Annotated in this window: 29 protein-coding genes and 1 pseudogene; 18 read left to right on the top strand and 12 right to left on the bottom strand. The window is 66.2% G+C overall.

The annotated features are described in order from the left end of the window. Positions 1–62: 62 nt before the first annotated feature. Together NBT81_RS09775 and NBT81_RS09770 are read left to right on the top strand one after the other, a co-directional pair. A complete protein-coding gene (locus tag NBT81_RS09775) occupies positions 63–656 on the top strand; it encodes a response regulator transcription factor (protein ID WP_338738006.1) in 594 nt (197 codons plus the stop codon). Positions 657–824: 168 nt separating this feature from the next. After that, positions 825–968 carry a DUF7503 family protein gene (locus NBT81_RS09770; RefSeq protein ID WP_338738004.1) on the top strand — a complete coding sequence of 48 codons (144 nt, stop codon included), beginning with the start codon at positions 825–827 and terminating at the stop codon, positions 966–968. Here NBT81_RS09770 and NBT81_RS09765 read toward each other — a convergent pair. The 4 genes from NBT81_RS09765 to NBT81_RS09750 form a co-directional block, all read right to left on the bottom strand. Continuing rightward, positions 965–3,082, bottom strand: a complete 2,118-nt coding sequence (locus tag NBT81_RS09765) for a hypothetical protein (protein ID WP_338738001.1) — start codon at positions 3,080–3,082, stop codon at positions 965–967. The genes NBT81_RS09770 and NBT81_RS09765 overlap by 4 nt on opposite strands. A 43-nt stretch (positions 3,083–3,125) precedes the next feature. After that, positions 3,126–3,869 (bottom strand): DUF7504 family protein, encoded by a 744-nt coding sequence (locus NBT81_RS09760; protein ID WP_338737999.1) that lies wholly within the window; start codon positions 3,867–3,869, stop codon positions 3,126–3,128. A gap of 76 nt (positions 3,870–3,945) precedes the next feature. After that, positions 3,946–5,085, bottom strand: a complete 1,140-nt coding sequence (locus NBT81_RS09755; RefSeq protein WP_338737997.1) for a pyridoxal phosphate-dependent aminotransferase — start codon at positions 5,083–5,085, stop codon at positions 3,946–3,948. Then, complete coding sequence (locus NBT81_RS09750) at positions 5,082–5,570, bottom strand: Lrp/AsnC family transcriptional regulator (protein WP_338737995.1); 489 nt, start codon at positions 5,568–5,570, stop codon at positions 5,082–5,084. Before NBT81_RS09750 ends, NBT81_RS09755 begins: the two co-directional genes overlap by 4 nt. A gap of 116 nt (positions 5,571–5,686) precedes the next feature. On the opposite strand from NBT81_RS09750, the gene NBT81_RS09745 reads away from it, so the two are divergent. The 7 genes from NBT81_RS09745 (at position 5,687) to NBT81_RS09715 (ending at position 13,772) form a co-directional block, all read left to right on the top strand. After that, complete coding sequence (locus tag NBT81_RS09745; protein ID WP_338737993.1) at positions 5,687–7,489, top strand: VWA domain-containing protein; 1,803 nt, start codon at positions 5,687–5,689, stop codon at positions 7,487–7,489. Then, a complete protein-coding gene (locus tag NBT81_RS09740; protein WP_338737991.1) occupies positions 7,489–9,861 on the top strand; it encodes a VWA domain-containing protein in 2,373 nt (790 codons plus the stop codon). Before NBT81_RS09745 ends, NBT81_RS09740 begins: the two co-directional genes overlap by 1 nt. After that, positions 9,858–10,511: a chromosome partitioning protein gene (locus NBT81_RS09735; protein WP_338737989.1), complete on the top strand. Its 654-nt coding sequence runs from the start codon at positions 9,858–9,860 to the stop codon at positions 10,509–10,511. The genes NBT81_RS09740 and NBT81_RS09735 overlap by 4 nt, the downstream gene beginning before the upstream one ends. A 2-nt stretch (positions 10,512–10,513) precedes the next feature. After that, positions 10,514–11,431: a DUF7502 family protein gene (locus NBT81_RS09730; RefSeq protein WP_338737987.1), complete on the top strand. Its 918-nt coding sequence runs from the start codon at positions 10,514–10,516 to the stop codon at positions 11,429–11,431. After that, positions 11,428–12,375 carry a MoxR family ATPase gene (locus NBT81_RS09725; RefSeq protein ID WP_338737985.1) on the top strand — a complete coding sequence of 316 codons (948 nt, stop codon included), beginning with the start codon at positions 11,428–11,430 and terminating at the stop codon, positions 12,373–12,375. The genes NBT81_RS09730 and NBT81_RS09725 overlap by 4 nt, the downstream gene beginning before the upstream one ends. A 1-nt stretch (position 12,376) precedes the next feature. Continuing rightward, positions 12,377–13,237 (top strand): DUF58 domain-containing protein, encoded by an 861-nt coding sequence (locus tag NBT81_RS09720; RefSeq protein ID WP_338737983.1) that lies wholly within the window; start codon positions 12,377–12,379, stop codon positions 13,235–13,237. 109 nt (positions 13,238–13,346) lie between these two features. Continuing rightward, positions 13,347–13,772, top strand: a complete 426-nt coding sequence (locus NBT81_RS09715; protein ID WP_338737981.1) for an EamA family transporter — start codon at positions 13,347–13,349, stop codon at positions 13,770–13,772. A 41-nt stretch (positions 13,773–13,813) separates the two neighbouring features. Here NBT81_RS09715 and NBT81_RS09710 read toward each other — a convergent pair whose 3' ends face one another. Further along, positions 13,814–14,185 (bottom strand): Hsp20/alpha crystallin family protein, encoded by a 372-nt coding sequence (locus NBT81_RS09710; protein WP_338737980.1) that lies wholly within the window; start codon positions 14,183–14,185, stop codon positions 13,814–13,816. Positions 14,186–14,296: 111 nt separating this feature from the next. On the opposite strand from NBT81_RS09710, the gene NBT81_RS09705 reads away from it, so the two are divergent. The 3 genes from NBT81_RS09705 (at position 14,297) to NBT81_RS09695 (ending at position 15,653) form a co-directional block, all read left to right on the top strand. Continuing rightward, on the top strand, positions 14,297–14,848 hold the full coding sequence (locus tag NBT81_RS09705; protein WP_338737978.1) for a thioredoxin family protein: 552 nt from the start codon (positions 14,297–14,299) through the stop codon (positions 14,846–14,848). Positions 14,849–14,959: 111 nt separating this feature from the next. After that, positions 14,960–15,253, top strand: a complete 294-nt coding sequence (locus NBT81_RS09700; RefSeq protein ID WP_338737976.1) for an amphi-Trp domain-containing protein — start codon at positions 14,960–14,962, stop codon at positions 15,251–15,253. Between the two features lie 49 nt (positions 15,254–15,302). Then, positions 15,303–15,653 carry a thioredoxin family protein gene (locus tag NBT81_RS09695; RefSeq protein WP_338737974.1) on the top strand — a complete coding sequence of 117 codons (351 nt, stop codon included), beginning with the start codon at positions 15,303–15,305 and terminating at the stop codon, positions 15,651–15,653. A 65-nt stretch (positions 15,654–15,718) separates the two neighbouring features. Here the strand turns inward: NBT81_RS09695 and NBT81_RS09690 are convergent, their stop codons facing one another. Both NBT81_RS09690 and NBT81_RS09685 read right to left on the bottom strand, forming a co-directional pair. Then, positions 15,719–16,150, bottom strand: coding sequence for an RNA-binding protein (locus tag NBT81_RS09690; RefSeq protein ID WP_338737972.1), 432 nt, complete (start codon positions 16,148–16,150; stop codon positions 15,719–15,721). Positions 16,151–16,167: 17 nt separating this feature from the next. Next, a complete protein-coding gene (locus tag NBT81_RS09685) occupies positions 16,168–16,362 on the bottom strand; it encodes a DUF1918 domain-containing protein (protein ID WP_338737970.1) in 195 nt (64 codons plus the stop codon). Between the two features lie 118 nt (positions 16,363–16,480). On the opposite strand from NBT81_RS09685, the gene NBT81_RS09680 reads away from it, so the two are divergent. From NBT81_RS09680 to NBT81_RS09660, 5 genes are all read left to right on the top strand, one after another. Continuing rightward, positions 16,481–17,119 (top strand): DsbA family protein, encoded by a 639-nt coding sequence (locus NBT81_RS09680; RefSeq protein ID WP_338737968.1) that lies wholly within the window; start codon positions 16,481–16,483, stop codon positions 17,117–17,119. Between the two features lie 54 nt (positions 17,120–17,173). Next, complete coding sequence (locus NBT81_RS09675) at positions 17,174–17,731, top strand: TlpA disulfide reductase family protein (RefSeq protein WP_338737967.1); 558 nt, start codon at positions 17,174–17,176, stop codon at positions 17,729–17,731. Beyond that, positions 17,728–18,390, top strand: coding sequence for a cytochrome c biogenesis CcdA family protein (locus tag NBT81_RS09670; protein ID WP_338737965.1), 663 nt, complete (start codon positions 17,728–17,730; stop codon positions 18,388–18,390). Before NBT81_RS09675 ends, NBT81_RS09670 begins: the two co-directional genes overlap by 4 nt. A 61-nt stretch (positions 18,391–18,451) precedes the next feature. After that, the gene (locus NBT81_RS09665) at positions 18,452–19,129 is read left to right on the top strand and encodes an SCO family protein (protein WP_338737963.1); all 678 of its coding nucleotides are present in this window, start codon (positions 18,452–18,454) and stop codon (positions 19,127–19,129) included. A 100-nt stretch (positions 19,130–19,229) separates the two neighbouring features. Beyond that, positions 19,230–20,720, top strand: a complete 1,491-nt coding sequence (locus NBT81_RS09660; RefSeq protein WP_338737961.1) for a cryptochrome/photolyase family protein — start codon at positions 19,230–19,232, stop codon at positions 20,718–20,720. A 71-nt stretch (positions 20,721–20,791) separates the two neighbouring features. Here NBT81_RS09660 and NBT81_RS09655 read toward each other — a convergent pair whose 3' ends face one another. Beyond that, positions 20,792–20,986: a cold-shock protein gene (locus NBT81_RS09655; RefSeq protein ID WP_049938024.1), complete on the bottom strand. Its 195-nt coding sequence runs from the start codon at positions 20,984–20,986 to the stop codon at positions 20,792–20,794. Between the two features lie 96 nt (positions 20,987–21,082). Between NBT81_RS09655 and NBT81_RS09650 the strand changes: the two genes are divergently transcribed. Continuing rightward, complete coding sequence (locus tag NBT81_RS09650; RefSeq protein ID WP_338737959.1) at positions 21,083–21,721, top strand: IS6 family transposase; 639 nt, start codon at positions 21,083–21,085, stop codon at positions 21,719–21,721. A 268-nt stretch (positions 21,722–21,989) separates the two neighbouring features. Here NBT81_RS09650 and NBT81_RS09645 read toward each other — a convergent pair whose 3' ends face one another. The 4 genes and pseudogenes from NBT81_RS09645 to NBT81_RS09630 all read right to left on the bottom strand — a co-directional run bounded on the left by NBT81_RS09645 (position 21,990) and on the right by NBT81_RS09630 (position 25,179). Further along, on the bottom strand, positions 21,990–23,558 hold the full coding sequence (locus tag NBT81_RS09645; RefSeq protein WP_425498630.1) for an ABC1 kinase family protein: 1,569 nt from the start codon (positions 23,556–23,558) through the stop codon (positions 21,990–21,992). A 548-nt stretch (positions 23,559–24,106) separates the two neighbouring features. Continuing rightward, positions 24,107–24,352 (bottom strand): annotated as a pseudogene (locus NBT81_RS09640) (DUF7342 family protein); the annotation flags it as partial. A gap of 11 nt (positions 24,353–24,363) precedes the next feature. After that, positions 24,364–24,861 (bottom strand): type II toxin-antitoxin system VapC family toxin, encoded by a 498-nt coding sequence (locus NBT81_RS09635; RefSeq protein ID WP_338737957.1) that lies wholly within the window; start codon positions 24,859–24,861, stop codon positions 24,364–24,366. 6 nt (positions 24,862–24,867) lie between these two features. Then, positions 24,868–25,179: a hypothetical protein gene (locus tag NBT81_RS09630; RefSeq protein WP_338737955.1), complete on the bottom strand. Its 312-nt coding sequence runs from the start codon at positions 25,177–25,179 to the stop codon at positions 24,868–24,870. Positions 25,180–25,515: the final 336 nt, after the last annotated feature.

Below are 25,515 nucleotides of genomic sequence, written 5' to 3'. Positions count from 1 at the left end.
TTGATATAGGTCGACGGTGCAGTACGTCGTGTGAGTCGTTGGACTCCCCCACGGGAGAACGTATGAGCGACGAGACACCCACCGTCCTCGTCGTCGAGGACGAACGCGACTTGGCCGAACTCTACACCACGTGGCTCGCCGAATCGTACCACGTTCGGACGGCAGGCGACGGGCGTGAAGCCCTCGACGAACTCGACGAGGACGTGAGCGTCGTCCTGTTGGACCGCCGGATGCACGACCTCTCCGGAGAGGAGGTCCTCGAAGCCATCCGCGACCGCAGCATCGACTGTCGGGTGGCGATGGTGACGGCGGTCGAACCCGGGACGGAAATCGTCGACATGGCGTTCGACGACTACTTGGTCAAACCGGTCTCTAGAGACGACATCGAACGGACGGTGTCGAACCTCCTCGTCCGCAACGAGTACGACGAGGGGATCCGGCAACTCTTCTCGCTGGCCTCGAAGAAGGCACTTCTGGAGTCCGAGACGAACCCGACCGCCCCCGTCGAAACGGAGGAGTACCACCGACTCCTCGACGACATCGACGAACTGCGGGCGGAACTCGACGACAAACTCGACCGCCTCGGCGAGGACGGCGACCTCACGGCGGTCTACCGGGATCTCGCACGCGACCTCGACGAGAAGCCGGACGACTGACGCGGCCACCCGCCGCCGTGGGCGACGGTCCTCCGTTCGTCGTTCTCCGTCCCTCGACCCGTTCGTGTCGCCCGTTTATGTCATTGGTCAACTGATTTAATTGATTATATTAATTATCAGATATTCTCGAAAAATTATATTTTTTCGTCGGCTGACACTCCGGATGCGATGTCCGAAACTGACAGCGGCACGGTGGCAACGTACCTGAAAGAGAACCCGCGGATGATGGGCGTCCTGTTCACGATGCTCCTTCTCCTCTCGCAGGCCGGCACCGTGGTGGCGAGCAACGGCGCGGCTACCTCGGGCCCCTAGAGGTCGGAGAAGTCGAGCTCGTCGCTCCAGACGATCGATCCATCGATTTTCACCGGCACCGTCTCCAGCGAGAGAAACTGCCGTAACTCGTCGCGGTTCAGGTCGAAGGTCTTCGACCCTCCCGACCAGAGGTACTGCTCGTTCTCGTCGTCGAGGAACGGGATCACCAGACTCCCCATCCCGACGCGGGTCGACGGATGGGTCTCCCACTCGAGTTCGTACTCGTCGTCGCCACGACGGTGGACGGCACAGACGTTCGGCGGACCGCTGTTGGTCCGTGCAAGCGAGAGACTACTGTCGCCGATGACCGTGTACTGGTCCCCGATGATCGAGTCGTCGCGGGCGACTTCGAGTGCGCTCCCGACGGTGAACCCGCGGTTGAACAGTCGCGCCAGCAGCCGACCCATGCGGACGGCACCGCTGTTGATGACGTCCGACAGCGTGACGACGCCGGCGATGGCACCCGCCTCGATGAGTGCCGCGCCCTGTTCGTACGACTGGCAGGCGTTGAGCAGGAAGGCGTCCGGCCCGGCAGTGGCGAGCGTCGTCGCGTCGAGTTTGCCGTCCGTACAGTCGAACCCCTCGTGGTCGATGTGGCCGATGTAGTGGAGAAGGTCCGTCTCGACCGACAACACCTCGCGGAGTTCCGCCCGCGACAGGCCGTGGTGGACCCGGACGTCGAATGGGAGTTGGTCCCGGCCGTCGTACACGTCGCCGACCACGTCTCGCTCGTCGGCCATCCGCGGGTCGTTACAGACGACCGTTATGCCGATGTCGCCGTCCGCCGGCGATCGGTCGAGGCGGTTGTAGAAGGCGCTCGTCGTGGCCTTGCTGGCGCCGATCGGCGCACCCTCGCCGATCCACGACTGTTCGAGCGAGTCGGCGGTCTCGGGTTGCACGTACGACCGGGCCGTCCCCTCGGCGGCCGCACTCCGGGTGAACGTCGAGTCGCGGAAGAACTCGTCGGCCGCGGCCGTCTGTACCTCGGAGTTCGGTTCCGGTTGGGTGCGTGGCGTCCGAACCACCGCCAGATCGTTCGTGACGAAGGGGAGCAACTCCACGTTCTCCGGGTCCGGAGCGACGTGGGACGTGAGCCGCCACTCCGGGAGTTCGTCCTCGACGGTCCCGAAGGGGACCGAGAGATACCGCTCCACCTGGGTCGCGAGTGGCTGGTCGTACAGCCACTCGAAGTCCATATCCAGGTCGTCCTCGACGGCCGCACGTTCGTGGAGGTCGACGTCGTAGAACCCCTCGGTTCGGGTCACACAGTCGAGGAAGAATGTCTGTTTGAGGACGCGTTCCACCTCCGTCTCGAATCCCCGGACGGTGTCGAGGTCGTGTTCGAACCCCCGATCCGTCACCAGTCGCGGCTGGTCGGCCGGAACGACGTCCGCGGCGAGGTAGTACGAGAGCGGCGCGGCCACGTAGATAGAGCGATACTCCGGTGGCAGTTCGAGGCGCACGCCCGTGTCGGGTGTGGTGATCCCGTCGGGTACCGCGAGGCGCTCGCCGCGTTCGAGCAACGGCGGGTGACCGCGGAGCGTCGGGTACGACCGCTCGGGCGAGGTGGTCTTCAGCGCCGAGGCGAACTCCGAGACGGCGGCCATCACGTCGACGGGATCCTCCGTCGTGGTGATCGTCGCCGCTGGCTCCTCGTGGTGGGAGCGGGCGCCCACGCGAACCGTGGTCTCTCCGTCGAACTCGATACGGGTCCGGCTCAGGTCAGATTCGACGGTCACCGGGGCGTCGACGCGGAGGTAGAGTTTGATCGGCCCGCAGAGTTCGAGGCTGTAGCGTCCGTCGGGAAACTCCTCGCTGGCGAAGTGTTCGGTCTCGGCCAGCATCTCCCCGCCGGCGTCGCGGACGTAGACCGAGACGACCGTCGGGAGTTCGACCGACGCCGCGTCGACGGCCACCGCGGCGTCGACGGGGAACCGGTGGGTCTCGGGGTCGACCGGCGTCGGCGCGACGGGGACGTCGGTGAACAGCCGGAACCGGTGGCGCTCGACGAGGTCCGTGACGACCAGACCGACTCCGTCGTCGAGCGTGGCGAACGACACCTCGAGGCCGTCGTCGTCCCCGACATCCGCAGCCCGTCGCCCGGATCGACTCATCGTATACTCCTGTCCGCCTTCGGGCACAAAAGTATACCTCCGCTCACGCGTCCTCTACGCCGCCGACCGGGAGCCAGTCGGAGACGAGGTCGCGGTCCCGGAACCGCCACCGCTGGTCGAGCGTCGAGCCGTCGATCCGGAGTTCGACCGCCGCGTCGAACAGCGGCTGGAACAGCCCGACGACCTCCGACGACGGCTCCCGGGGGAGGCGAACGTGGACCATCCCGGAGACCGACCGAACCTGGGCGGCCACGACGTGGAGGAATCGAAACGCCGTCTCGCGGCCGTACTCCGAGAGGAGCGTCGGAAGACAGTCCAACGCCATGCGGAACTCGGCGGGGGCCAGCCCACCGGCGAACAGGTCGAACTCCTCGATCACCTCGGCTACCGTCGCGCCGACCTCGTGGAGTGGGCCGTCGACGACGTGTGTCCGGGGGACCGCTCCCGACCCCGGCCCCGGTCCCGATCCGTCCCCGTCGGGCCCCGCGTCCGCACTCCGGGCGCGCTCGCCCCGTGTGACGAGTCGGGCGTACTCCGGGGAGAGCGGCCCCGTGTCCCGCAGCCGTCGGTGTGCCCGTTCGCGCCCCGGTTCCGACGTGACGACGAGGCGTCGCCGCGGCGGATCGGCGTTCGGATCGCCGAGCATTGTCGCCGACGCCTCCGCGAACATCTCCTCCGGGACCGACCCCACGACGAGGAGTGCGCTCCCCTGCTCTTTCAGCGTCGCTAGCGCGTGTGCGAAACTGGCACCGTCGTCGTCGGGACCCATCCCGCCACCCGCAACCATCGATCGGTGCGACGGCACGGCTGCCAATAATACTTCTTGTCGAAGAATCAGCGCTAATATTCGGAGGTGGCGACGGTCACCGACCGTCGAGGAACGCCTCGATGCGGGTCATCGCCTCCTTCAGATCGGACATCCCGGTCGCGTACGAGACGCGGAGGTGGCCGTGGCCCTCCTCGCCGAACACCCGCCCGGGGACGACGGCGACGCCCTGATCGTGGAGGAGGTCCTCCGCGAACTGCTCGTCGTCGTAGGGTGCCTCGGGGAAGGCGTAGAACGCGCCGGTCGCCTCGAAGCAGTCCAGCCCCATGTCCCGAAACCGGGAGATGACGAACTGTCTCCGTCGGTTGTACTGGGTGCGCATCTCGGCCACGTCGTCGTCACAGGACCGCAGGGCTTCGAGGGCGGCGTGCTGTGCCGTCGTCGGCGCGGAGAGCATCGTGTACTGGTGGATACGGTTCATCGCGTCGATGGCCTCCGGTGGCCCGAGGGCGTAGCCGAGACGGAGGCCCGTCATGGCGTACGCCTTCGAGAAGCCGTTGAAGACGATGGTTCGCTCGCGCATCCCCGGCTGTGTCGCGATCGAGGAGTGCTCCCCCTCGTACGTGAGCCCCGCGTAGATCTCGTCGGAGAGCACCGTGAGATTGTGTTCGCGGGCGAACTCGGCGATTTCGGCCAGTTCCGACTCGCTGGCCGTCGCGCCCGTCGGGTTGTTCGGGTAACAGATCATCAACACCTCGGCGTCGGCGGCACCGGCGCGTTCGAGGTCGTCGTAGGTGAGCACGAAGTCGTTCGCCGCCCGGGTGGAGACGGGGAGGGGGTCGCCGCCGGAGAAACGCACGCCCGGGCCGTAGGAGATGTACGCCGGCGACTGGATCGCCACGGCGTCCCCGGGATCGACCAGCGCGCGGAGCGCCAAGTCGACAGCCTCGCTCGCCCCCGTCGTCACCAGGATCTCCTCTTCGGGGTCGTAGTTCAGTCCGTACCGCGGGACGTGTTCCGAGATCGCCTCCCGGAGTTCGTACATCCCCCGGTTGGTGGTGTAGGAGGTCTGGCCCCGCTCCAGCGAGTGGATGGCGGAGGCACGGGCCTTCCACGGCGCGGTGAAGTCGGGTTCGCCCACGCCAAGCGAGATCACGTCGTCCATCTCCTCGGCGAGTTCGAAGAACCGGCGGATGCCCGAGGGCGGTGTCGATTCGGCGCGATCGGACAGCTTCATGGCGAGATCGACAACCGGTCGTCTTCGTCGCGGTCGGTGAACTCCAGGCCGCGGTTCTTGTACGTGTTCATCACGAAGTGAGTCACCGTCTGGGTCACCTCGGGGATCGGCGCGATCTGTTCGGAGACGAACATGGAGACGTCGCGCATCGAGTCGCCCTCGACGGTCACGTCGAAGTCGTAGTCACCCGAAACCAGTCGGAGCGCCGTCACTTCGTCGAACTTCGCGATCCGACCCGCCACGTCGGCGTACTTCGTCTCACGGTCGAGTTCGAGGTTGAGTTCCACCTCGGCCTCGACGTGGTCGCGGTCGACGTGGCTCCAGTCGACGACCGCCTGGTATCCGAGCACCGCACCCTCGTCTTCGAGGTCTTCGATCATCGCCTCGACCTCCGACTCCGAGCAGCCGAGTTGCCGCGCGATGGTGTCCGAACTCTCGCGGGCGTCGTCGAGGAGGATGTCGAGTAGTTCCAGCTTGTCGGCCATACGATTCCGTTGGCGCCCTGCGTGAAAGGGTTTGCTTACGCGTCAGTATCCGTCCCGAACGAAGGTGACACTTCGGGCGTCGAAAGAACGATGGGCGGCGACGCCGTGTAGCGGGTATGGCCCTCGCAGACGCCTTCCTCTCTCCCCTCGGGCTCTTGGCCCTGCTCGCGGTCGTCCCCGTGATCCTCCTCTATCTCGTCCAACCCGACCCCCGGCGGGTCGAACTCCCGACCCTCCGATACCTGCTTGACGAGGAAGGTGAGGACGCGGCAAATCCCCTGCTCGAACGGCTCAAGCGGAGCCTCCTCCTGCTTTTGCAACTGCTCGTCATCGTCGCCCTCGCCGTCTCGCTCGCCGGACCCTACGTCACCGTCTCGGAGAGCCAGACCGTCGAGGAGACGGTCATCGTCCTCGACGGGAGTGCGAGCATGGGTGTCGAGACGGGGAGCGGAACCCGCTTCGACGCGGCTACGGCGGCGGCCCGCGACGTGACCACCGGCACCAACTCCGTCGTCTTCGCCGGGAGCGAGAACCGGATCGCCCTCCGGTCGGGCGGTGACGGGGAGGTGGCCGCGACGCTCGACGACCTGGCGGTGAGCGAGACGCCGGCCGACCTGGGTGGGGCCATCTCGCAGGCGGCCTCCATCGCCGGCGAGAACGCTCGGATCGTCGTCCTCAGTGACTTCGCCGACGACGCGGGCTGGACCGACGCCGTACAGTCGGCCCGCGCCCGCGACTTGCGGGTCGACCTCCGGCAGTTCGCCGGCGGCGGCGACGACAACGTCGGCATCGTCGACCGCTCCTTCTCGGGCTCCAACGTCACGCTCTCGGTGCGGAACTTCGGCGACCAGTCGGCGACCCGGTCGGTCGCCCTCGGTGGCCGCAGTCGCTCGGTCACGCTCGATCCCGGTGGCGTCGAGCGGGTGACCTTGCCCGTCCCCGCCGGCGGCGGCGAGGCGCGGCTGACACCCGGCGACTCCTTTCCGACCGACGACGTGGCCTACGTCGCCGCCCCGTCCGACCCGACGGTCGACGTCCTGTTGCTGACGAACGACCGGAGCCGGTATCTCACGACCGCGCTCTCGGTGATCGACGAGGTGCGACTCACCGTCGATGCGCCGCCGACGACCGTCGAAGGTGACTACGACGTGATCCTCTACAGCGACTTGGAGGAAGAGCGCCTCCTGCGTGGCAACGTCGAGGCCGGTCGGGACCTCATCGACGCGGGCGGCGGCGTCGGCGTTCTGGCACAGGAGTCGCCGCCCGAGACCTACGGCGACCTCCTCCTCCTCTCGCCGACCGGCGTCGGGACCAACCCCTCGATCGGTCGAGTGGCGAACGACGAACTCACTCGCGGGATCGACTTCCCGCCGCCGGAGCGCTACCTCCAGGGCTCGCTCCGGTCCGGCACGGCCCTCGTCGACACCGGCGACGGAACGCCGGTCGTCGCGACCGACAGGCGCGACGCGGGACGCGTGCTCTACTACGGCTACGTCGCGGGTGACGACCCCTTTCGGTTCAACTACCAGTACCCCGTCTTCTGGAAGCGGGCGACCTTCTACCTGGCCGGCCGGGAGTCACTCGACGCCCTGAACCGCGAGACTGGATCGACCCTCCGGTTCGACGACGCCACCGAGGTGGGGACACCCGACGGCACCGTCTCGGCTCGGGCGGTCCCGCTCGATCGGGCCGGGTTCTACGCCGTCGGCGACGACCGACGACTCGGCGTCTCGCTGTACAGCGCGACCGAGTCGGAGGTGGCCGCGGCGTCGCTCGACGAGCGCGAAGGGGTGACCGGCGTCCGGGCGCGGGAGGAGGAGCGACAGGTACCCCGTCCGCTGACTCCCCTCGTCGCGCTGGCCGCGTTGCTCGCCGTCGTCGGCGAGGTGGCGTATCTCCGTCGCCGGGGTGATCTGTGATGTGGGCGCTCCTGTCGGTCCGGACGACCGTCGAGGGGACGGTCGTCGGCCTCGAACGCCCGGCGGCGCTGCTCGCGTTGCCGGTCGCCGTCGCCGCGCTCGTTCTCTTGGTCCGCTACCGTGCCTCGGGGACGGCTTCGCGGCGGAGCAGACGGCTCCTGCTCGCCGCCAGGGTGGTCGTCGCGACGCTGATCGTCGTCTCGGCTGCCGGCCCCTTCACCGTCGTCACGACCGAGACGCAGGGCGATCCGAGCGTGTCGATGCTGGTCGATCGCTCGGACAGCACGGCCGTCTCGCCGGCGGTCGCCGAGGAGTTGGCCGAAGACGTCGAGGCGGAGGGGGTTCCGGTGACCGTCTCGACGATCGGGCAGGGGACCGACTCCCGGATCGGCGACGGCGTCGCCGCGAACGTCCGCGAGAATGGCTCGGTCGTCGTGGTCTCCGACGGTCGTGTCACGGGCGGGCGGAGCCTCGCCGAGACGGCGGAGTTCGCCCGGTCGGTCAACGCCACGATCAGCGCCGTCTCCGCCGAGCCGACGCGAACCGAACGGTACGTCACCCTCTCGGGTCCGAGCAAGGCGAGCGTCGGCGTCGAGAGCCAGTTCCTGGTGCAGGTCTCGGGCGTGCAGGCAACTGACCCGGTCGAAGTGACCGTCTCCGTCGACGGCCAGCAGGTGGCGAGCGAGCGGATCGCCGAGGGGACGGGGAGCGTCCCCGTCTCTCACACGTTCGAGTCGACGGGTGACCACCGGATCACGGCCGAAATCGACGGGGACGACGAGTTCGAGGTCAACGACGTGGCGCGCAAGACCGTCCGAGTCGTCGATCAGCCCCGCGTGCTGTACGTCTCCCGCGGCGAGTACCCGCTCCGGGAGTATCTGGGCCAACTGTACGACGTCGAGACCGCCGAGTCGGTGCCCGAGAACCTCGATCCCTACTACGCGGTCGTCGTCCAGAACGTCGCCGCCGGGGACATGGGGAACGTCGACGAACTCCAGCGGTTCGTCATCGACGGCGGAGGGCTGTTGATGGCGGGCGGCCCCGACAGCTTCGAGAACGGAAACTACGCCAACTCCTCGGTCGCCTCGATGCTCCCGGTCACGTTCGGCGAGTCCAGCCCGGGGAGCGCACGGATCGTCATGCTGATCGACGTCTCGGGGAGCGCCGGCGACGGGATGCGGATCCAGAAGGCTATCGCGCTCGACGCCCTCTCGCAACTCGACGACGACAACACCGTCGGCGTCGTCGGGTTCAACCAGCGAGCCTACAGCGTCGCCGACCCCGTGCAACTGAGCGAGGGGCGGGGGGACATCGAGGATCGAATCCGTCGTCTCCAGGCCGGCGGCGCGACCAACATCGCCAACGGGCTCCGGGGGGCCGAGGAGATGCTCGGCGGGCAGCGGGGAACGGTCATCCTCGTCAGCGACGGCGGCGACACCGCGAGTCGGTCGGCGGTGGTGGCGAACGCGCTGGGTCGACAGGGGATCCGCGTGATCGCCGTCGGCGCGGGGCGAAACGTCAACGAGGGTGTTCTCCGACGAATCGCCGAGGAGTCCGGAGGCAACTACTTCCGGGCCGACGAGACCGACCGCCTGCGCCTCCTGTTCGGCGGCGGGAGCCGGCAGTTCGAGGGCGAGGGGCTCACCGTCGTCGACTCCTCGCACTTCGTCACCAGCGGCGTCACGCTGGAGTCGAACCCCGGCCGCGCCAACGACGTGTCGATGCGTCCGGGCGCGAACTTCCTCGTCGCCGGACCGGACGGTACCCCCGCGGCCGCCTCGTGGCGGTACGGCCTCGGCCGGGTCGCCACGATCACGACCTACGAGGAGGGCGGGGGACTCGACGGCCTGCTCCGACAGCCGGACTCCCTGCTGGTCACCAAGTCGGTCAACTACGCCATCGGCGACCCAGAGCGCAAGGCGACGGGCGTCACCGACGTGGCCGACACGCGGGTCGGGGAGTCGACGACGGTCGTCTACCGCGGCGCCGCGCCACCCGAGGGGACCGACCTCTCGTTCGGTGCCACCGACGAGGGCGTCTACCGCGCACGGACGACCCCCGATTCGGTCGGCTTCGAGACGGCTGCGGGCGCGACCTACGCCGCGAACTACCCGGCGGAGTACGCCGGCTTCGGCACGTCGACGGCGCTCGCCGACGCCGTGCGTGCGACCGGTGGCAAGCAGTTCGACCGCGGCGACGCCGCCGAAATCGCGGAGTTCGCCCGCCAACGGTCCACCCGGGTGCGCGACGTGCGACGGTCCTGGGACTGGGCGCTGTTGACGGCCGCGCTCCTCCTCTTTCTGACCGAAGTGATCGTCCGGCGGCTTCAAGTGTACAACGGCCGAACGAGGAGTGAGAGCGGTCTCCCATGAGCCTCATCGGCCGATCGATCAACCTCGCCCTCGCCCTCCTGATCTGCCTGTCGGTCGCCGGCACCGCGGGCGCGACGCTGTACTACCAGGAGTCGGTCGAGGACCTCGACACGGAGAACAGCCAACTCCGCCAGGAGAACGAACGCCTGCGGGAGGACCTCCGATCGACCGAGAGCGACCTCCAGCAGACCCGCCAGCGACTGCAGGAGCTCAACGAGAGCCTGCAGACCACCCGGAGCGACGTGGGGCAGGTGTCCGAGAACCTCGAAGAGACGGAGGGGCAACTGGAGTCGACCGAGCAGGAACTCGCGTCGACCCGGCAGGACCTCCAGTCGGCCCGCGACCAGGTCGAGGAGTTACAACAGCGGACGAACGAACTCGAAACCCGGAACGACCAACTCCGATCCGAGGTGGGGAACCTCGAATCCGAGAACGCGGACCTGCGTGACGAGCGTGACGACCTGCAGGCCGACGTCGACGACCTGAACGATCAGGTGGCGGACTTGGAGTCCGATATCAGTAGCCTAGAGCAGTCGAACGAGAACCTGCAAGCGGAGAACGACCGTCTCCGGGACCGACTCGACGAGACGGAGAGCGACCTCGCGTCGGTGTGTGCCGAGTTCGAAGACCCGCCGCCGGAGTGTAACTGACGATGTCCGAGACGACACCATCCGACGGTGAGACCGCCGATCCCCCACCCGAAGAGCGCAAGATCCGCCGCGCCCTCGCCCAGATCCGCCGCGAGGGGTGGAAGGTGGCAGTCATCTACGCCGTCGTCGACGCGACGCTCGCGACGCTGCTCGTGAACCTCGTCGCGACGGTCACGGGGGTTCCCGAGCTCCCCGCGCGCCTGCCGCTCCCCGACGCCGTGCTGTCGGCGCTCCGATCGGCGGGCGTCGCGCCCGCCGACCCGACGGTCGCGAGCGGCGTCGTCGTCGGCCTCGCCGTCGGCCTCGTCGTCTTCGTCTCCGAAGTCGCGTGGCGGGTGCGCCGGCCGCTCGTCGAACAGTTCGAGGCCGCGAACCCCGAGTTACGGGAGGCGCTCCGGACGGCACGCGACACCGTGAACCGCGAGGGCCGCTCCCGGATGGCGCTCCGTCTCTACGAGAGTGTCCTCGACGACCTGCGGGCGGCCTCCAGCATCGGTCTGCTCGACCTCCGGCGGGTCGCGGTGACAGTCGTCGTCGTCGCGGCCGTCAGCATCGCGACGATCCAACTCGCCGTCGTCGACGTGTCGCTCGCGGGCGGCGTCGGCGGAGCGCCCGAGGCCGAACCGGACGGCGGCACCGACACGGAGTACACCGGGCTGGAGGACGGGTCGTCGATCCTCGGCGAACCGGAGGACGTGCCCGAGGGCGAGGAGAACCTCGACGCGTCGGTCGATACCGAGGGTGCCGGGAGCGGCGACGTCGACACCGAGTCGGCCGCCGCCTACGACGACAGCGGGTTCGACGACTCAGGGACGGTCGAGAGCCAGCGTGCGGGGTTCTCGGAGCGCGAGCGACTCGAAGACGCGGAACTGATCCGCGAGTACAACCTACGGATCCGGGAGGAGACCGACGACTCATGAACGACAACGTCGACGCGTTACAGGAACGACTGGGCGACGTCCGCGAGGAGGTCGGCAAGCGCATCGTCGGGCAACGCGACGTGCTCGAACGCCTGCTGGTCTGCATCATCGCGGACGGCAACGCCTTGCTGGAGAGCAACCCCGGACTGGGGAAGACGACGATGGTTCGAACCGTCGCGGACGTGACCGACCTCGACTTCTCGCGGGTGCAGAACACGCCCGACCTGATGCCCTCGGACATCACGGGGACGGAGATCATCCAGGAGTCCGGCGGCAACAGGGAGTTCGTCTTCGAGAAGGGCCCCATCTTCGCGAACGTCGTCCTCGCAGACGAGATCAACCGCGCGACGCCGAAAACCCAGGCCGCCCTACTGGAAGCGATGCAGGAGAAGCAGGTAACTGCCGCCGGCGAGACGTACGACCTCCCGCGGCCCTTCTTCGTGTTGGCGACCCAGAACCCGATCGACCAGGAGGGCACCTACCCGCTCCCGGAGGCCCAGACCGATCGCTTCCTGCTGAAACTCGTCCTCGATTACCCCTCCGCCGAGGAGGAACGCGACATCGTGAACCTCTACACCGGGGGTGGGTCGGAGTCGACCCCGCCGGTGGAGACGGTGGTGACGCGGTCGGAGATCCAGCAGATCCAATCGCTCGTCCGCGAGATGCCCATCGCCGACGACGTGCGCGACCGGGCGATCGAACTGGTCCGGGCGACCCGCGAGGCCGAGACGGTCGAGTTCGGCGCGAGTCCGCGGGCGAGCATGGGGCTCGTCCTCACGGCGAAGGCGCGGGCGTTCCTCCACGGGCGCAACCACGTCTCGTGGGAGGACGTCGCCGAGATGGCGCCCCCGGTGTTGCGTCACCGCATCCTACTCGACTTCCGGGCGGAACGCGAGGGGTTGACGGCCGACGACGTGATCGCGACGCTCGTGGACGAGACCTGAGATGATCGACCCCGACTTCCTCGACGAACTCGATCGGTTCGGGGCGTCGCTAGATCAGCAGACGACGGCGATCAAGAAGGGCGAGCGGGAGTCGCCGAGCGTCGGCGAGGGGTTGACGTTCAGCGACTACCGGCGTTACTCACCGGGCGACGACACCCGCCTGATCGACTGGCGGCTCTACGCCCGCACGGAGGAGTACTTCATCAAGCAGTTCGAGGAGGAGCGCAACCTCACGGTCCACGTCCTCCTGGACGCGAGCGCGTCGATGGACTTCGGGGAGGGGGACCACAACAAGTTCGAGTTCGGCGCGAAACTCGGCCTCGGCTACGCCTACCTCACCGCCGAGGAACACGACGACTTCCGGTTTTCGCTGTTCACCGACCGGGTCGAGCGCATCGACACCGGCAAGTCGACGCGTGGCGAGGTGTTGGCGCTGGTCGACCGCCTCAACGAGACGACCCCCGAGGGCGAGACGGACTTCGAGTCGGCGTTGGAAGCGTACGCGGCGTCGATACGGTCGCGGTCGCTGGTCGTCGTGGTCACCGACTGTATCGGTGATCTCGACGGGTTGGAGACGGGTGTGGCGTCGCTCGCCCGCAACGAGGTGGTGCTCGTCCAGACCCTCTCGCCGGCGGAACTCGATCCGGAGGTCGGTGGCGACACGATATTCGAGGACGTGGAGTCGGACCTGACCCGGCGGACGTACTTCGGCGGTAGGCTCGCCGACCGGTACCGCGAGCGGGTCGACGCGTTCGTCGGCGACGTGGCCGAGCGCGCACAGAAGCTCCGGGTGACACACGCGCTCGTGGCGACCGACGAGGACTTCTTCGACGCCTTCGCCTCGGTGTGGATCGGCGAGTGACCGGCGGCCCGTGGTTGGGCGGAGACCCCGCCCCCGTCCTGACGACCGGAGGTTCGTGGTGGTTTCCGGGACCGAAACCCTATACTGTCCACTCGACCCGATACCGTGCATGGGTTATGTCCAGTGGGCGCTGGTGGCGCTGGTGGCGTACTCGGCGGTCGCACCGCTGGTCGGCTTCGCGACGACCGGCGACCCGAAGGTGCCGAGTTTCGTCGCCGCACTCATCACCAACGGGATCCTGTTGCTCGCCACCGTGGCCGTCGTCCTCTACGAGGGACAGTCGGTCGCCTCGCATCTCGGCCACCCGAAGGCACCGTACCTCTATCTGGCCGGGATCTTCCTCGCGGTGGGCATCCTCGCGTACTACCGCGCGCTCTCGCTCGGCCCGGTGAGCGCGGTGGTCCCCATCTTCGGGACCTTCCTCGTGATCAGTTCCGTCGTGGGAATCGCCTTCCTCGACGAGTCGCTGACGGTCAGAAAAGTCGCGGGGATCGGGTGTGCGATGCTCGGGATCTACCTCGTCTCGGTCGAATAATCGAGGATGCCGTTCGACGCGTCGACCGTTACACCGAGGCCTCAGGATTCGATCTCGATCCGCTTGCCTCGGGTGGTCGCGGTCGTCACCACCGGCAGCCGGACCTCGAGGATGCCGTTGTTGTAGCTAGCACCGATCTCCTCGTCGTCGACGGTCTTCGGGAAGCGGAACCGTCGGTGGTAGGTCCGGTGCTCGCCGCGCGTCTGGTCCTCGCGCTCGGCGGCGACGTTGAGGACGCCTTCGTCCCAAGTGACGTCGATCTCCGCGGGGTCGAACCCCGGCGTCTCGACGCTCAGGACGAACTCGTCGTCCTCCTCGTACAGTTCGTAGTCGTTGCTCCCGAGTTCGAACAACTGATTCGGGAACCCTGTGCGCTGGAGCCACGAACTTGTCGGATCGGTCGGCAGGGCCATCGCTGATCACCCTGATTGCATCGGATGCTTGTGAGCGGTTCTATAAAAATCTTTTGCACACTCCGTTGCCGCCGACCCACAGTATTTCACCGCCCGGGCGCTACCGCGGGTATGGCGCTCCCAGAGTCCGACTCGGACCTCGCGGACGGCGACCCCGCACCGGCGTTCGAACTTCCCGGCGTCGACGGGGAGACGTACACGCTCGAGGACTTCGATACCGACGCCCTCCTCGTCGTGTTCACCTGCAACCACTGCCCGTACGCACAGGCGAAGTTCGACCTGTTGAACGACATCGCCGCCGAAGACGACGTGACGGTCGTCGGAATCAACGCCAACGACGCCGAGGAGTACCCCGACGACTCCTTCGAGAAGATGCGGGCGTTCGTCGAGGAGGGACGGGTGGCCTACGACGCCTACCTCCGGGACGAGACGGCCGACGTCGCGCGGGCGTACGGCGCGGTCTGTACGCCGGACCCCTTCCTCTTCCGGCGGGACGGCGACACCTACCGGTTGGCGTACCACGGCCGCCTCGACGACGCCCTCGGCCCGGACGAGGAGGCGACGGAGTTCTACGTCCGGCAGGCCATCGACGCCGTCCGCGCGGGCGAGGCGGTCGACCTCGACCCCGGTCCCTCGCGGGGCTGTGGGATCAAGTGGCCCTGACGGCGCCGGCAGTCACGCCATCCTAACGGACGGGGCCGTCGGAGGCGGGGATGCCGCGTCGGGGCGGACTGAACCGAGGGGGCTATGTGGCCGGACCCCCTTCTGGACACGATGTCAGAACCCACCGACGCGGACGAGGAGCGAACGACCATCCGAACGGGACGCGAGTTCGAACGGGAGTACCGACTCGGCGCGACCGAGGCGGGCGAGTTCCTGATCGCGCTCGGCGAAGGACTTCGCGACGGCGACGACCTCACTATCGCCGACGACGAGTGGGAACTCCCCTTCGCCTTCGGCGAACCGGTCGAACTCGACATCGACTTCGAGGGTGTCGGCGACCCGGAACTCGAAGTCGAACTGCTCCTCCCCGGACGGAGCGACGAGGACGCCCCGAGCGTCGAGTGACGGGAACGACGCCGAACGGTTCACCCGCCCGGAGCACGTATCGGTCGGCGTGACCGACACCCGGACGACCGACGCGCCGACGCCCGTTCGCCTCGACACCGCGGCGGCCCTCGACCGGTTCGTCGCGGCTCACGACCGCGCGCTCGTGGAGTTCTACACCGCCGGCTGTAGCGCCTGCGGTGCCATGGAACCGGTGCTCGGACTCGTCACCGAGGAGACGGGTGTGCCCGTGGCGTTCGTCAACCCGCGTGGCGACCCGGCGTTGATCGAGGACTACGACATCACGCGGGTGCCGACGCTCGTGGTCTTCGAAGACGGGACGCCGACCGACCGACTGGACGACGGCTTCGTCGGCGCGGACCGCGTGGTCGAACTCCTGGGTTATACGGATTTGTTGTAACTGTTTACCGGTGGGTCGCCGGGGCGTTCTGGCGACCCACCGGTACTGACTTACAATAGACCGTATTAGTCGCGGGCGGCCTCGAACGCCTCGCGGGCGTTCTCGACGGCGGCCTCGCGGTTCGCGGGGTAGGCCTCGACCTTCCCGCGGAGGGTGATGCCGTCCCCTTGTCGAACCTCGCCGCCGAAGGCGGCCTGCTTGTCCAGCGTGAGATACAGCGAGCAGTCCTCCGAGACCCGGTCGTCGAGTTCGTCGACGAACGCCTCGTAGTCGGGGAGGTCGACGAGTCGGTCGAGGACGTACCGCACGTCGTCGGCGTTCTCCAGTCGCGCCGAGAGGATGGCGATCCGGTCGCCGTGGTGACCTTCGGTCACCTGGCGCTCCAGTTCGTACTCCTCGGGGAGGTAGGTCCGGAGTGCCCCCTCGACGCGTTTTTCGTCCTCGGTGGCGTAACAGAACGTCCGCAGATCGACGTAGTGGAAGGGGACACTCGACATACGGTGCGGGCAGCGGGTTACTCGTCGTCCGTGTCGTCGACGCGTTCGAGGGCGTCCTGGGGAACGCCGGTCTCCTGACCGTCCTCGAAGCTGATCGTGTACGTGGCGTCGCCGAACATCGTCTCCATCACCTGTGTGATCGTCCCCGCCTCGCCGTCGTACTCGCTGTGTTTGTCGTGGAGTACGACTTCGTCCTCTTTCTCGAAGCTCATGCCACGACCTTCCGCCGGAGCGCATAAAAACGCCCTGATTCGCCGGCCGAGGCCGCGTTCGACGCGGCCGAACTCGAGGACCGAGAGGGATAAGTCGGGCCCGCCCCGATCCGACCGTATGGAACGCACCAGACGCGCCTATCTCGCGGCGACGGCCGGTCTCGCGGGGCTCTCGGCGGGGTGTCTCGGCGGCGGTGGCGGTGGCGGGACCGAAGACTGCGACGCCGGCGACGAACCGACGGTGGCCGAACTGCCGGCACCGACGCTGGGACCGGACGACCCCGACGTGACCGTCGCGGCGTTCGAGGACTTTTCCTGTCCCCACTGTGCGACGTTCAGCCTCGAGGTGATCCCGGAACTCCGGTCGGAGTACGTCGAACCGGGCGTGATCCGGTTCGAGCACCACGACTTCCCGATCCCGGTCGACGAACGGTGGTCGTGGCAGGCCGGGAGCGCCGCCCGCGGGGTGCAGGACGAGGTCGGCGACGAGGCCTTCTTCGAGTACGCCCACGCGCTGTTCGAGAACCAGGGTGACTTCTCGCCGGCGCTCATCACCGACCTCGCCGAGGACGTGGGCGCGCCGGGGTGTGCGATCCAGGCCGACGCGGTCAACGAGACCTACCGCCCGGTGTTGGAGGCCGACCGACAGTCGGGGCTCGACAGCGGGGTTGAGGGGACGCCGGGCGTGTTCGTCGGCGACCGACTCGTCGAGCCGACGTACGACGCCATCTCCGCCGCGATCGAGGCTCAGCGGTAGCTTTCGATGGACGCACCATGAACGCTTAGACCGCCGACTCCGAAGGTCGGGCCGATGAGTGACGATCCGACTTCTCGTCGGACGCTTGGCCGCCGCCACCTCCTCGCCGGCCTCGTGGGTGTCGGTTTCGTCGGGAGTGCCGTCATCGGCGGCGACACGATCGACCTCGGGACGGGCAGCGAGAGCCGTCTCCCGGTCGAGGTGTCGACCGTCGACGCCACCGGATCGACGGCCGGGCGTGCGTCCGTGCCGGCGACGGGGACCCCCACCGTGGTCGACTGTTTCGCGACGTGGTGTGAGCCCTGTGTCCGGCAGATGGACGCGCTCGGAGCGGTGCACGATCGTTACGCCGACCGCGTGGCGTTCGTCTCGGTCACCAACGAACGGTTCGGCGGTGGACTCGATCGGGAGGCCCTGCGGGCGTGGTGGCGCGACAACGACGGCCGTTGGGCGCTCGGCCACGACCCCGACGGGAGCCTGCTGGCCGCGCTCGGTGCCGACGGCCTCCCCTATCTCGCCGTCACGGACGCGTCGGGATCGATCGCGTGGTCTCACGGGGGTGTCGCGTCCACCGAGACGTTGGATCGACGGATCGCCTCGGTCCTGTCGTGACCGACGCGTCCGTCGCCGGGACGCTCGCGTTCGCGGTGAGTGCCGGCCTCGCGACGTTTTTCGCCCCCTGTGCCTACCCGCTCCTGCCGGGATACGTCGGCTACACCCTCCAGACGGCCGACGGTGGTGTGGGCGGGGCAGCCATCCGTGGCCTCGCAGCCTCGGCGGGAGCCGTCGCCGTCCTCGCGTCGGCGGGTGGTGTCCTGCTCGCAGTCGGTGGGAGGCTAGTTCGGCGCCTGACACTCCTCGAACCACTGGCCGGCGCCGTGCTCGTCGGTCTGGGCGTCCTCTATTCGACCGGACGGACGCCGGGTCTCCACATCCGGTTACCGGAGCGTCGTGCGTCGGTCACTGGGGCGGCCGTGTTCGGCGGGGGATACGCCCTCGCAGCCGCGGGTTGTGTCGTCCCGGTCGTCGTCGGCGTGTTCACCCAGGCGCTCACGCTCGGACCGCTGCAAGCGGCCGTCGCAGTCGGGGGGTACGCCGCGGCGGCGGCGCTCCCCCTGACCGGCACGACGCTCCTCGCGGCCGTCGGGAGCGACGCAGTCCGGGCGTGGAGCGAGCGGATCGGAACCGTTCAGCGACTGGCCGGCGTCGCCATGATCCTCGCCGGACTGGCCCAAGCCGTCGCGTCGCTCCGGTATCTCGGCCTCGTCTGAACAGCTTCGACGGCCGGACCAGACGCGCTTTGAGCATCGGGTCCGTATCGTCACGACGGATATGGACCGACGGACGTATCTCGGTGCGCTCGGCGCGACGGCAGTCGGTGCGGTGGCCGGTTGCCTCGGCGGTGGCGACCCGAACACCACGCTCGGCGAACCCGAGCGGAGGGAGGGGGTGACGAGCGAGGCGCTCGCCTACCCCGCGTGGGGCGAACGGATTCCGGACGTGAGCCTCCCCGATCCGCTGACCGGGGAGTCGATCGACCTGCACGGCGTGGATCGACCGATGTTGGTGAGCTTCTTCTACTCGAACTGCAACAGCATCTGTCCGCGCCTCGTCTCCGCGCTCCGCGAGGTACAGATACACAGCGTCCGGAACGACTACGCCGACGGGATCGGACTCTACCCGATCACGTTCGACCCCGAGCGCGATACGGCCGGTCGTCTCCGCGAGTACGCGGAGGCGATGAACGTCGACCTGGACGCCGGCAACTGGCACTTCCTGCGTCCGGACGGTCCGGACCGAGCCGAGACCGTCCTCGAATCGGAGTTCGGCTTCGCCTTCGAACGGGACGAACCGAAAGACGGTGAGGGGTACATGTTCACCCACATCGGACTCGTCCTCCTCGTGAACGCCGACGGCTACGTCGAACGCGCGTATCGCGACCGCGAGGGCACGGAGCAGCAGTATATCGACGATCTGGAAGCGGTTCGGTCGGGCGGTGGGCTGCTCTAACCCACTCGGACGAGCGACTCCACGACGGGCCGCCGACGCGCCCCCGACCCGTGGAGGGTGTCGGGCACACCGTTTTCCCGGTCCCGCTCGAACGGCGACCATGACCGTCTGGCTCCTCGGCGACCAACTCCACCCGGAGAGCGACGTCCTCGACGGCGCTGACCGGGTGTTGCTGATCGAGGCGACGGCTTTCGCCGACCGTCGATCGTACCACCCACAGAAGCTCACGCTCGTCTTCGCCGCGATGCGCCACGCTCGGGACCGACTGCGCGAGGCGGGGTACGAGGTGGCGTACCGCCGGGCGGAGACGTTCGGAGCGGGTCTCGACGACCACTTCGAGGCGTATCCGGGCGACGACCTTCGACTCATGGAGCCCCCGAGCCACGGTGCCGGCGAGCGCCTGCACGAACTCGTCGACGCCCGCGGCGGATCGCTGACGCTCGTGGAGGACGACCGGTTCCTCCGCTCGCCCGCGGCGTTCGACGACTGGCACGACGGTGACGACTTCCGCCACGAGGACTTCTACCGGTGGATGCGCCGCCAAGAGGACGTGCTGATGGACGGCGACGACCCCGTGGGCGGACGGTGGAACTACGACGAGGAGAACCGAGAGACACCGCCGTCGGACTGGTCGCCGCCGCCGGTCCCGCGGTTCGAACCGGACGCCCTGACCCGGGAGACGCTCGCCTGGGTGACCGATCGGTTCGACACCTGGGGGCGGGCCGAGAGGTTCGACTGGCCCGTCACCCGCGACGAGGCGCTGACGGCCCTCGACCACTTCGTCACCCATCGGCTCCCCGAGTTCGGCCCGTACCAAGACGCGATGGTTGGCGGAGAGGCGGCGCTCGCCCACTCGCTCCTCTCGTCGTCGCTCAACCTCGGTCTGCTCCACCCGAGGGAGGTAATCGACGCCGCCGTGGCAGCCTACGACCGCGGCGACGCGCCCGTCGCGAGCGTCGAGGGCTTCGTCAGGCAGGTTCTCGGCTGGCGGGAGTTCATGCGCCACGTCTACCGGCGGACGATGCCGGAGTTGGCCGAAGGAGACCTCCTGGACCGCTCGCGGGACCTCCCTCCCCTCTACGACGGCGAGGGGACGCGGATGCGGTGTCTCGACGAGGCGGTCTCGCACGTCTACGACGACGGCTACGCCCACCACATCGAGCGTCTGATGGTGCTGTCGAACTTTGCGACGCTGTACGGCGCGGACCCACACCGGCTGAACGAGTGGTTCCACTTCGGCTTCGTCGACGCCTATCACTGGGTGACGACGCCGAACGTCCTCGGAATGGGGACGTTCGCCACCGACGCGTTCACCTCGAAACCGTACGTCTCCTCGGGCAGCTACGTCGACCGAATGAGCGACCACTGTGCGGACTGTCCGTACGACGTGGACGCGACCACGGGCGAGGACGCCTGCCCGTTCAACGCGCTGTACTGGGACTTCCTCGACGACCACGAGGACCACCTCCGTGGAACCGGGCGGATGGGACTGATGTACAGTCACGTCGACCGGAAGTCCGAATCGGCGTACGAGGCGATCAGGGAGCGGGCGGCGACCGTGCGAGAGCGGGCGGCGGACGGGACGCTGTAGCGGCGGCTTCGGGTGGGTGAAAAAGGAAGTGCTCGTCCAGCGCCGTTCGAGCGGTCGGGTGGTGCCCGGACCTACAGTCGCTGGAGGTTGGTCGCTCGGGGGCCTTTGTCGGCCTGTTCGATGTCGAATTCGACTTCCTGTCCCTCTTCGAGGTCCGGGCCGCCGATGTCCTCCATGTGGAAGAACACGTCTTCGTCGGAATCTTCGGTCTCGATGAACCCGTAACCGCCAGTGTCGTTAAAGAACGCAACCGTACCTGTCGCCATTGCGTGGACTAAGACGGAAAGCAATAATATAAGGTTTCCGGGAGTTCGGCGGGTCGCGTTAAGTTAGAGGATGAGGCGTTCGATTTCTGAGTGTCTATGGCAGAATCCGAACGCCTCAGCAAGTGTATCGAGTGGATCGACTTGTCGTTTGTGGAGCGAAAGCGGACTCCCGAGTGGGCGATTCAAGTGGGTATCCGGTGTCATCTCGCAGGTATGTCAACAAGGGATGCCAGTCAGTTTCTCGATGAGTTGGGAGTCAAACGTAGTCACGTCGCGGTTCACAACTGGGTGCACAAGGCCGAGCTACAGCCGGTTTCGACGGTGAGTGCGGATCAACTCGCGGTCGACGAGAAAGTGATCCGCATCAACGGTGACGACTACTGGCTGTACGGTGCCGTCGATCCCCAAACGAACGAAATCCTGCATTTCAGGCTGTTTCCAGCGACGACGAAACAGACGACGCGATGGTTTCTGACCGAGCTTCATCGACGATATCGGCTAGATGGCGTCGAATTTCTCGTCGATGACGCCGATTATCTAGTGAACGTCCTCGACGAAGACGGGTACCGATTCCAGATGATTTCACACGGGAATCGGAATGCCATCGAACGTGTCTTTTGGGAGATAGAACGACGAACCTCATCGTTCGCAACTAGTTTCAGCCATGTCGAACCGCAGACAGCAGAATCGTGGCTCAAAGCCCTCGCCGTCCGGCACAACTCACGCCAAAGTTAACGCGACCGTCTGACGTGCACACGAGTCCTTTTGTCGGGCGAATGACGGCGTCCATTGGGCCGGCTTCCGGTACGTCTTTATCCGCGAATCCGGTTTCACCGACCCTTTTCATGACAAATGCGTCCATTGTGAAGCGCCTCCCGTCTACCAACGGTGGGAGCTGGTATAGTGTAGCAGGTCAGTTCCCACGATACAGGCGGATTCGCAATCCTGCACACGGAGAATTGAATCCGATGCCTGCTCGTTTAGTAACCCCCGAATCCCGATGTCATGATAGCCGACGCCGAACAAGATAGACGAGGAGAAAGCCGGCTGCGACGGCAAGGACAGGAAGCTCGTACGGTTGATCGTGAAACGTCAGAATCGCTGCTGCCACGACGAGCGCTCCGGCGAGCACCGCATATCCGAGATCGTGATCACCCATCCTGTGTCCACCAACAGGCTCCGTACGGACGACCAGCTCGCCGCGTTCGAGCCGATACAACGTTCGATCGAATCGGGACGGGACTCGTGCTAGAGCAGGGAGCGATCGGCGAATGTCTGTCCACGTCTCTTCGATGATTGCATCGAGTTCGCTCTCGATGAGTCCCTGCTCGACGAGGAAGGAACGCACGACTGCGAGGAAGTCGAACTCGGGATCAAGCTGTCGACAGACGCCTTCACCGACGGTCCCGACCCGAATGAGTAGCATCACGTCCGGCGGAATACGAAACGGGAAATCTCGAAGCATTGTCGTCAACTCCGTGATGATCATCCGCCAGGTGATCTCCGATCGGCCTTCGAGATTCTCGATGACGAGTTCGAGAACCCGGCTGACCTCGGCACGATTGACGTGTGGTTCGAGGACGTCGAGTGCGATGAGCGCGTCGACCAGGTCGTCCACGTCGCGACGGACGAGCGCCCGATAGAGCCCGATGATGTCCTCCTGACCGGTGGCTGGGAGGCGTTCGCTCATCCCAAAGTCGAAGAGTAGCAGACGACCGGCATCAGTGACAGCGAGGTTGCCCGGATGGGGATCAGCGTGGAACACCCCGTCGACGAGACCCATCTTCAGATAGACCTCGATGATCCGTGTTGCCATCTCGTGTGGCGTCACGTCAACATCGTCGAACGCGTCGTCGTCGGTTATTTTCCGGCCGGTCAGGTACTCCATCGCCAGCACGCGCTCCGAGGACAGGTGTTCATAGATGTCAGGGATGACGACTCGATCGTCGTCGACGAAGTTCTCCCTGATGTCAGCCATGATCGCCCCTTCTCGATCGAAATCCAACTCGTTCAAGATGATGTCCTCGAAGTCGGCGGCGGCGTTTTCGATCGAATATTGCTGGCGTTCGCTCGCGAAGAGGCTCACCAGCGGAATCAGTCCGCGGACGACCCGAAGGTCACGCTCGATCTCGGGTTTCAGTCCAGGACGTCGTACTTTCAGTGCGATTCGCTCATCACGATAGTCGGCAGTATACACGTACGCGAGCGAGCCACCGGCAATTGGTTCGAGCGTCGACCGATCGAGTTCGTCGCCAAGTGCTTCGTCAACGACCTGCTTCGGATCTCCCCCCGCATCTTCGGGAACTTCATCTTGAAGGGTTCCGAAAACGTCAGCATAGACTGGTGGGACGATATCGGGGCGTGTCGAGAGGACCTGCCCGACTTTGATGAATGCCGGTCCGAGTTCGAGCATCGTATCGCGAATCTGCTCGGCTCGCTGGCGATGTTTCTCGTCAGCGACTTGCCTTCGTGAGCCGAACAGGATGAACCGTCGCCGGTCACGGAGAAACGCCAGCGCGAAGGGCAGAAATCGGAAGAGGACGACCAGATACCGGCGAATCAATCCATTCATCCTATCTGAGTATGTGCCGGGTGGTTGTCATCCACGCCCAATACATATCTCGTTTTCGATTGACATCCTCCTCCGCGTTCACGCGGAGGAATCCTGAGCGTTGGAGATTTCAGGTTTGCAGTTCCACCGAGCATCCAACCGGTAAGAATCCGTTGGGATGCTCACGGACTGTAGCGGGTGGGACTGCTGGGAGTGCCAAGCCCCCGGTACTCCTATCCTCGGTCGTGTATGGACTCCCAGAGTTGTTTTTGCCTCAGGGAGTCCAGCAGACTTCAGCGGACTCGGAGTTACTTGTTGCTGCTTACAGCAGTCGGGCACTGCATCGGTTCATTATAGGAACCGACCGTTCACTAGACTGGTTCCGATTATTGCTTGGTTGCTTGGGGCGGACAGACCGCCATCGTAGGGGTGGTGGGAATCGCTCTATTCCCAACCGAGTCCTACCTATATGGAGGGCTGTCTGTCAATTAAAGCTACGCATCGCCAACTCTCACAGTGGCTCTTGTAACGTCGATTGACTCCGTGTTGTCGGATTCATCCCGCGCCTAAAGGCGCGGGTATTCTCCTTGTATCACATAACGCGTGGTCTCGCCGGCCTCGACGCGACGCAGCTGGTCCTGGTCGACGAGATCCTGGAGCCCCTCGTTGGTCGTACTCCAAGCGGCGTCGGCCTGTTCGCTGATCCAGTTGACCGACCGGGGTTCGCGGAGCGTCTCGGCGACCACACGAATGCGGTCGCGGGCGCTCATCGATTCATCCCACGACAGGACTCCATCTCGAGGGGATTCGGACATGCTTGACACCTTTAGCCCTGATTGCGATACGGAAGCGTTGTCACGTCGAAGGTATCGTAGTGCTGGTCATAGGTGAGGATATGATCGACATCCAGCTCGTCCATGTGTGCGGCGACGACGAAGTCAGTGAATGACGCATCCAGATCCGTCCACTCGACGAACGTCGCTTTGGCGGCATCAAAAACATCCTCGGAGACGGATTCGAACTGATAGAGCGTGCTCTCATCCAGCGTCGTCAGGAATGACGCGGCGTTCCGCATCGACACCTGTTTTTTCATCCGGGTTGCTGCCTCGTCGACGATGTGATCGTTGACGATGAGGCGACGATAGGGGAGGTCGCCGTCGCGGACGAACGCCATGAACGCCCGCGAGACTGCGTGCATCTGATCTTGGGGGTTGAACAGCGCGTACAGGAACTTCGGGCCGACGACGACCTGATGACGGACGTAGCCTGGACGGAAATGCTCGGCTGTGACCGTCCCGATTGGGGTCTCGACTGGCTCTGCCATCAGCGGTCAGGGCTCGGCGGATGGATCGTTGGCGAGCGTGAACGATTCGTCGTTGCCGTCCCACTCCTCGACGAGATCGTCTTCGTCACGGGCGTCCGTCGCCGCCGACGCTGGAAGGGATTCGTCCTTGAGGTCGTCGAGGACGGTGAACGCCGGGTCGTTGGGGTCGGCTTGCTGCTGGCGTTCGATCCATTCGATGAGGGCCTCGTGGCCGGCTTCTTTCAACGAGAGTCCGTGTTCTCTCGCAAACTCGCGGAAGCGTTCGTATTCGTCCTCGTTCAGTTCAGTTTGAACGTGCTTGGTGTCGTTACTGCTCATGAGGATCCCCAGTTGCTACTCCTGTCTACTTGCTCATGAAGTATAAGATGTTTGCATAGCTTAGTTCATGAAGTACGCTCAAGAGGGAGATGGAGCGGACGACTGGCCCTGACGTGGAAATACGAATCCGGGACAAACCACGCACCAATCGATGCGTGATCGCCATCTAGATTTCGAGGAACTGCGACCGACCGGCGAGGCGTCCCACATTCCGGACACGAGGCTGGACGACGGGTGTGAAGATGACCCCCGATGGCAACGCGTCGCGGCGATCTCTGGTGGCTCCCCCGATGCGCCGACGTTGACCTCCTCCCACGGCTGAAGCCGTGGGATTCC

The organism is Haloplanus sp. CK5-1, from assembly GCF_037201915.1.
In the GTDB taxonomy this organism is placed as follows: Archaea; Halobacteriota; Halobacteria; order Halobacteriales; family Haloferacaceae; genus Haloplanus; species Haloplanus salilacus.
The sequence above is the reverse complement of the archived record's forward strand: the minus strand, read 5'-3'. Positions and strand labels throughout refer to the sequence as shown.

Coding starts and splice junctions, on each gene's coding strand:
- NBT81_RS09755 (WP_338737997.1), bottom strand. CDS start 5,085: ATGAAGCTGTCCGATCGCGCCGAATCGACACCGCCCTCGGGCATCCGC.
- NBT81_RS09675 (WP_338737967.1), top strand. CDS start 17,174: ATGAGTGACGATCCGACTTCTCGTCGGACGCTTGGCCGCCGCCACCTC.
- NBT81_RS09710 (WP_338737980.1), bottom strand. CDS start 14,185: ATGGCCCTGCCGACCGATCCGACAAGTTCGTGGCTCCAGCGCACAGGG.
- NBT81_RS09645 (WP_425498630.1), bottom strand. CDS start 23,558: ATGAATGGATTGATTCGCCGGTATCTGGTCGTCCTCTTCCGATTTCTG.
- NBT81_RS09750 (WP_338737995.1), bottom strand. CDS start 5,570: ATGGCCGACAAGCTGGAACTACTCGACATCCTCCTCGACGACGCCCGC.
- NBT81_RS09735 (WP_338737989.1), top strand. CDS start 9,858: ATGAGCCTCATCGGCCGATCGATCAACCTCGCCCTCGCCCTCCTGATC.
- NBT81_RS09725 (WP_338737985.1), top strand. CDS start 11,428: ATGAACGACAACGTCGACGCGTTACAGGAACGACTGGGCGACGTCCGC.
- NBT81_RS09730 (WP_338737987.1), top strand. CDS start 10,514: ATGTCCGAGACGACACCATCCGACGGTGAGACCGCCGATCCCCCACCC.
- NBT81_RS09745 (WP_338737993.1), top strand. CDS start 5,687: ATGGCCCTCGCAGACGCCTTCCTCTCTCCCCTCGGGCTCTTGGCCCTG.
- NBT81_RS09635 (WP_338737957.1), bottom strand. CDS start 24,861: ATGGCAGAGCCAGTCGAGACCCCAATCGGGACGGTCACAGCCGAGCAT.
- NBT81_RS09760 (WP_338737999.1), bottom strand. CDS start 3,869: ATGGTTGCGGGTGGCGGGATGGGTCCCGACGACGACGGTGCCAGTTTC.
- NBT81_RS09770 (WP_338738004.1), top strand. CDS start 825: ATGTCCGAAACTGACAGCGGCACGGTGGCAACGTACCTGAAAGAGAAC.
- NBT81_RS09655 (WP_049938024.1), bottom strand. CDS start 20,986: ATGGCGACAGGTACGGTTGCGTTCTTTAACGACACTGGCGGTTACGGG.
- NBT81_RS09700 (WP_338737976.1), top strand. CDS start 14,960: ATGTCAGAACCCACCGACGCGGACGAGGAGCGAACGACCATCCGAACG.
- NBT81_RS09705 (WP_338737978.1), top strand. CDS start 14,297: ATGGCGCTCCCAGAGTCCGACTCGGACCTCGCGGACGGCGACCCCGCA.
- NBT81_RS09680 (WP_338737968.1), top strand. CDS start 16,481: ATGGAACGCACCAGACGCGCCTATCTCGCGGCGACGGCCGGTCTCGCG.
- NBT81_RS09630 (WP_338737955.1), bottom strand. CDS start 25,179: ATGAGCAGTAACGACACCAAGCACGTTCAAACTGAACTGAACGAGGAC.
- NBT81_RS09740 (WP_338737991.1), top strand. CDS start 7,489: ATGTGGGCGCTCCTGTCGGTCCGGACGACCGTCGAGGGGACGGTCGTC.
- NBT81_RS09665 (WP_338737963.1), top strand. CDS start 18,452: ATGGACCGACGGACGTATCTCGGTGCGCTCGGCGCGACGGCAGTCGGT.
- NBT81_RS09685 (WP_338737970.1), bottom strand. CDS start 16,362: ATGAGCTTCGAGAAAGAGGACGAAGTCGTACTCCACGACAAACACAGC.
- NBT81_RS09720 (WP_338737983.1), top strand. CDS start 12,377: ATGATCGACCCCGACTTCCTCGACGAACTCGATCGGTTCGGGGCGTCG.
- NBT81_RS09660 (WP_338737961.1), top strand. CDS start 19,230: ATGACCGTCTGGCTCCTCGGCGACCAACTCCACCCGGAGAGCGACGTC.
- NBT81_RS09715 (WP_338737981.1), top strand. CDS start 13,347: ATGGGTTATGTCCAGTGGGCGCTGGTGGCGCTGGTGGCGTACTCGGCG.
- NBT81_RS09775 (WP_338738006.1), top strand. CDS start 63: ATGAGCGACGAGACACCCACCGTCCTCGTCGTCGAGGACGAACGCGAC.
- NBT81_RS09690 (WP_338737972.1), bottom strand. CDS start 16,150: ATGTCGAGTGTCCCCTTCCACTACGTCGATCTGCGGACGTTCTGTTAC.
- NBT81_RS09765 (WP_338738001.1), bottom strand. CDS start 3,082: ATGAGTCGATCCGGGCGACGGGCTGCGGATGTCGGGGACGACGACGGC.
- NBT81_RS09650 (WP_338737959.1), top strand. CDS start 21,083: ATGGCAGAATCCGAACGCCTCAGCAAGTGTATCGAGTGGATCGACTTG.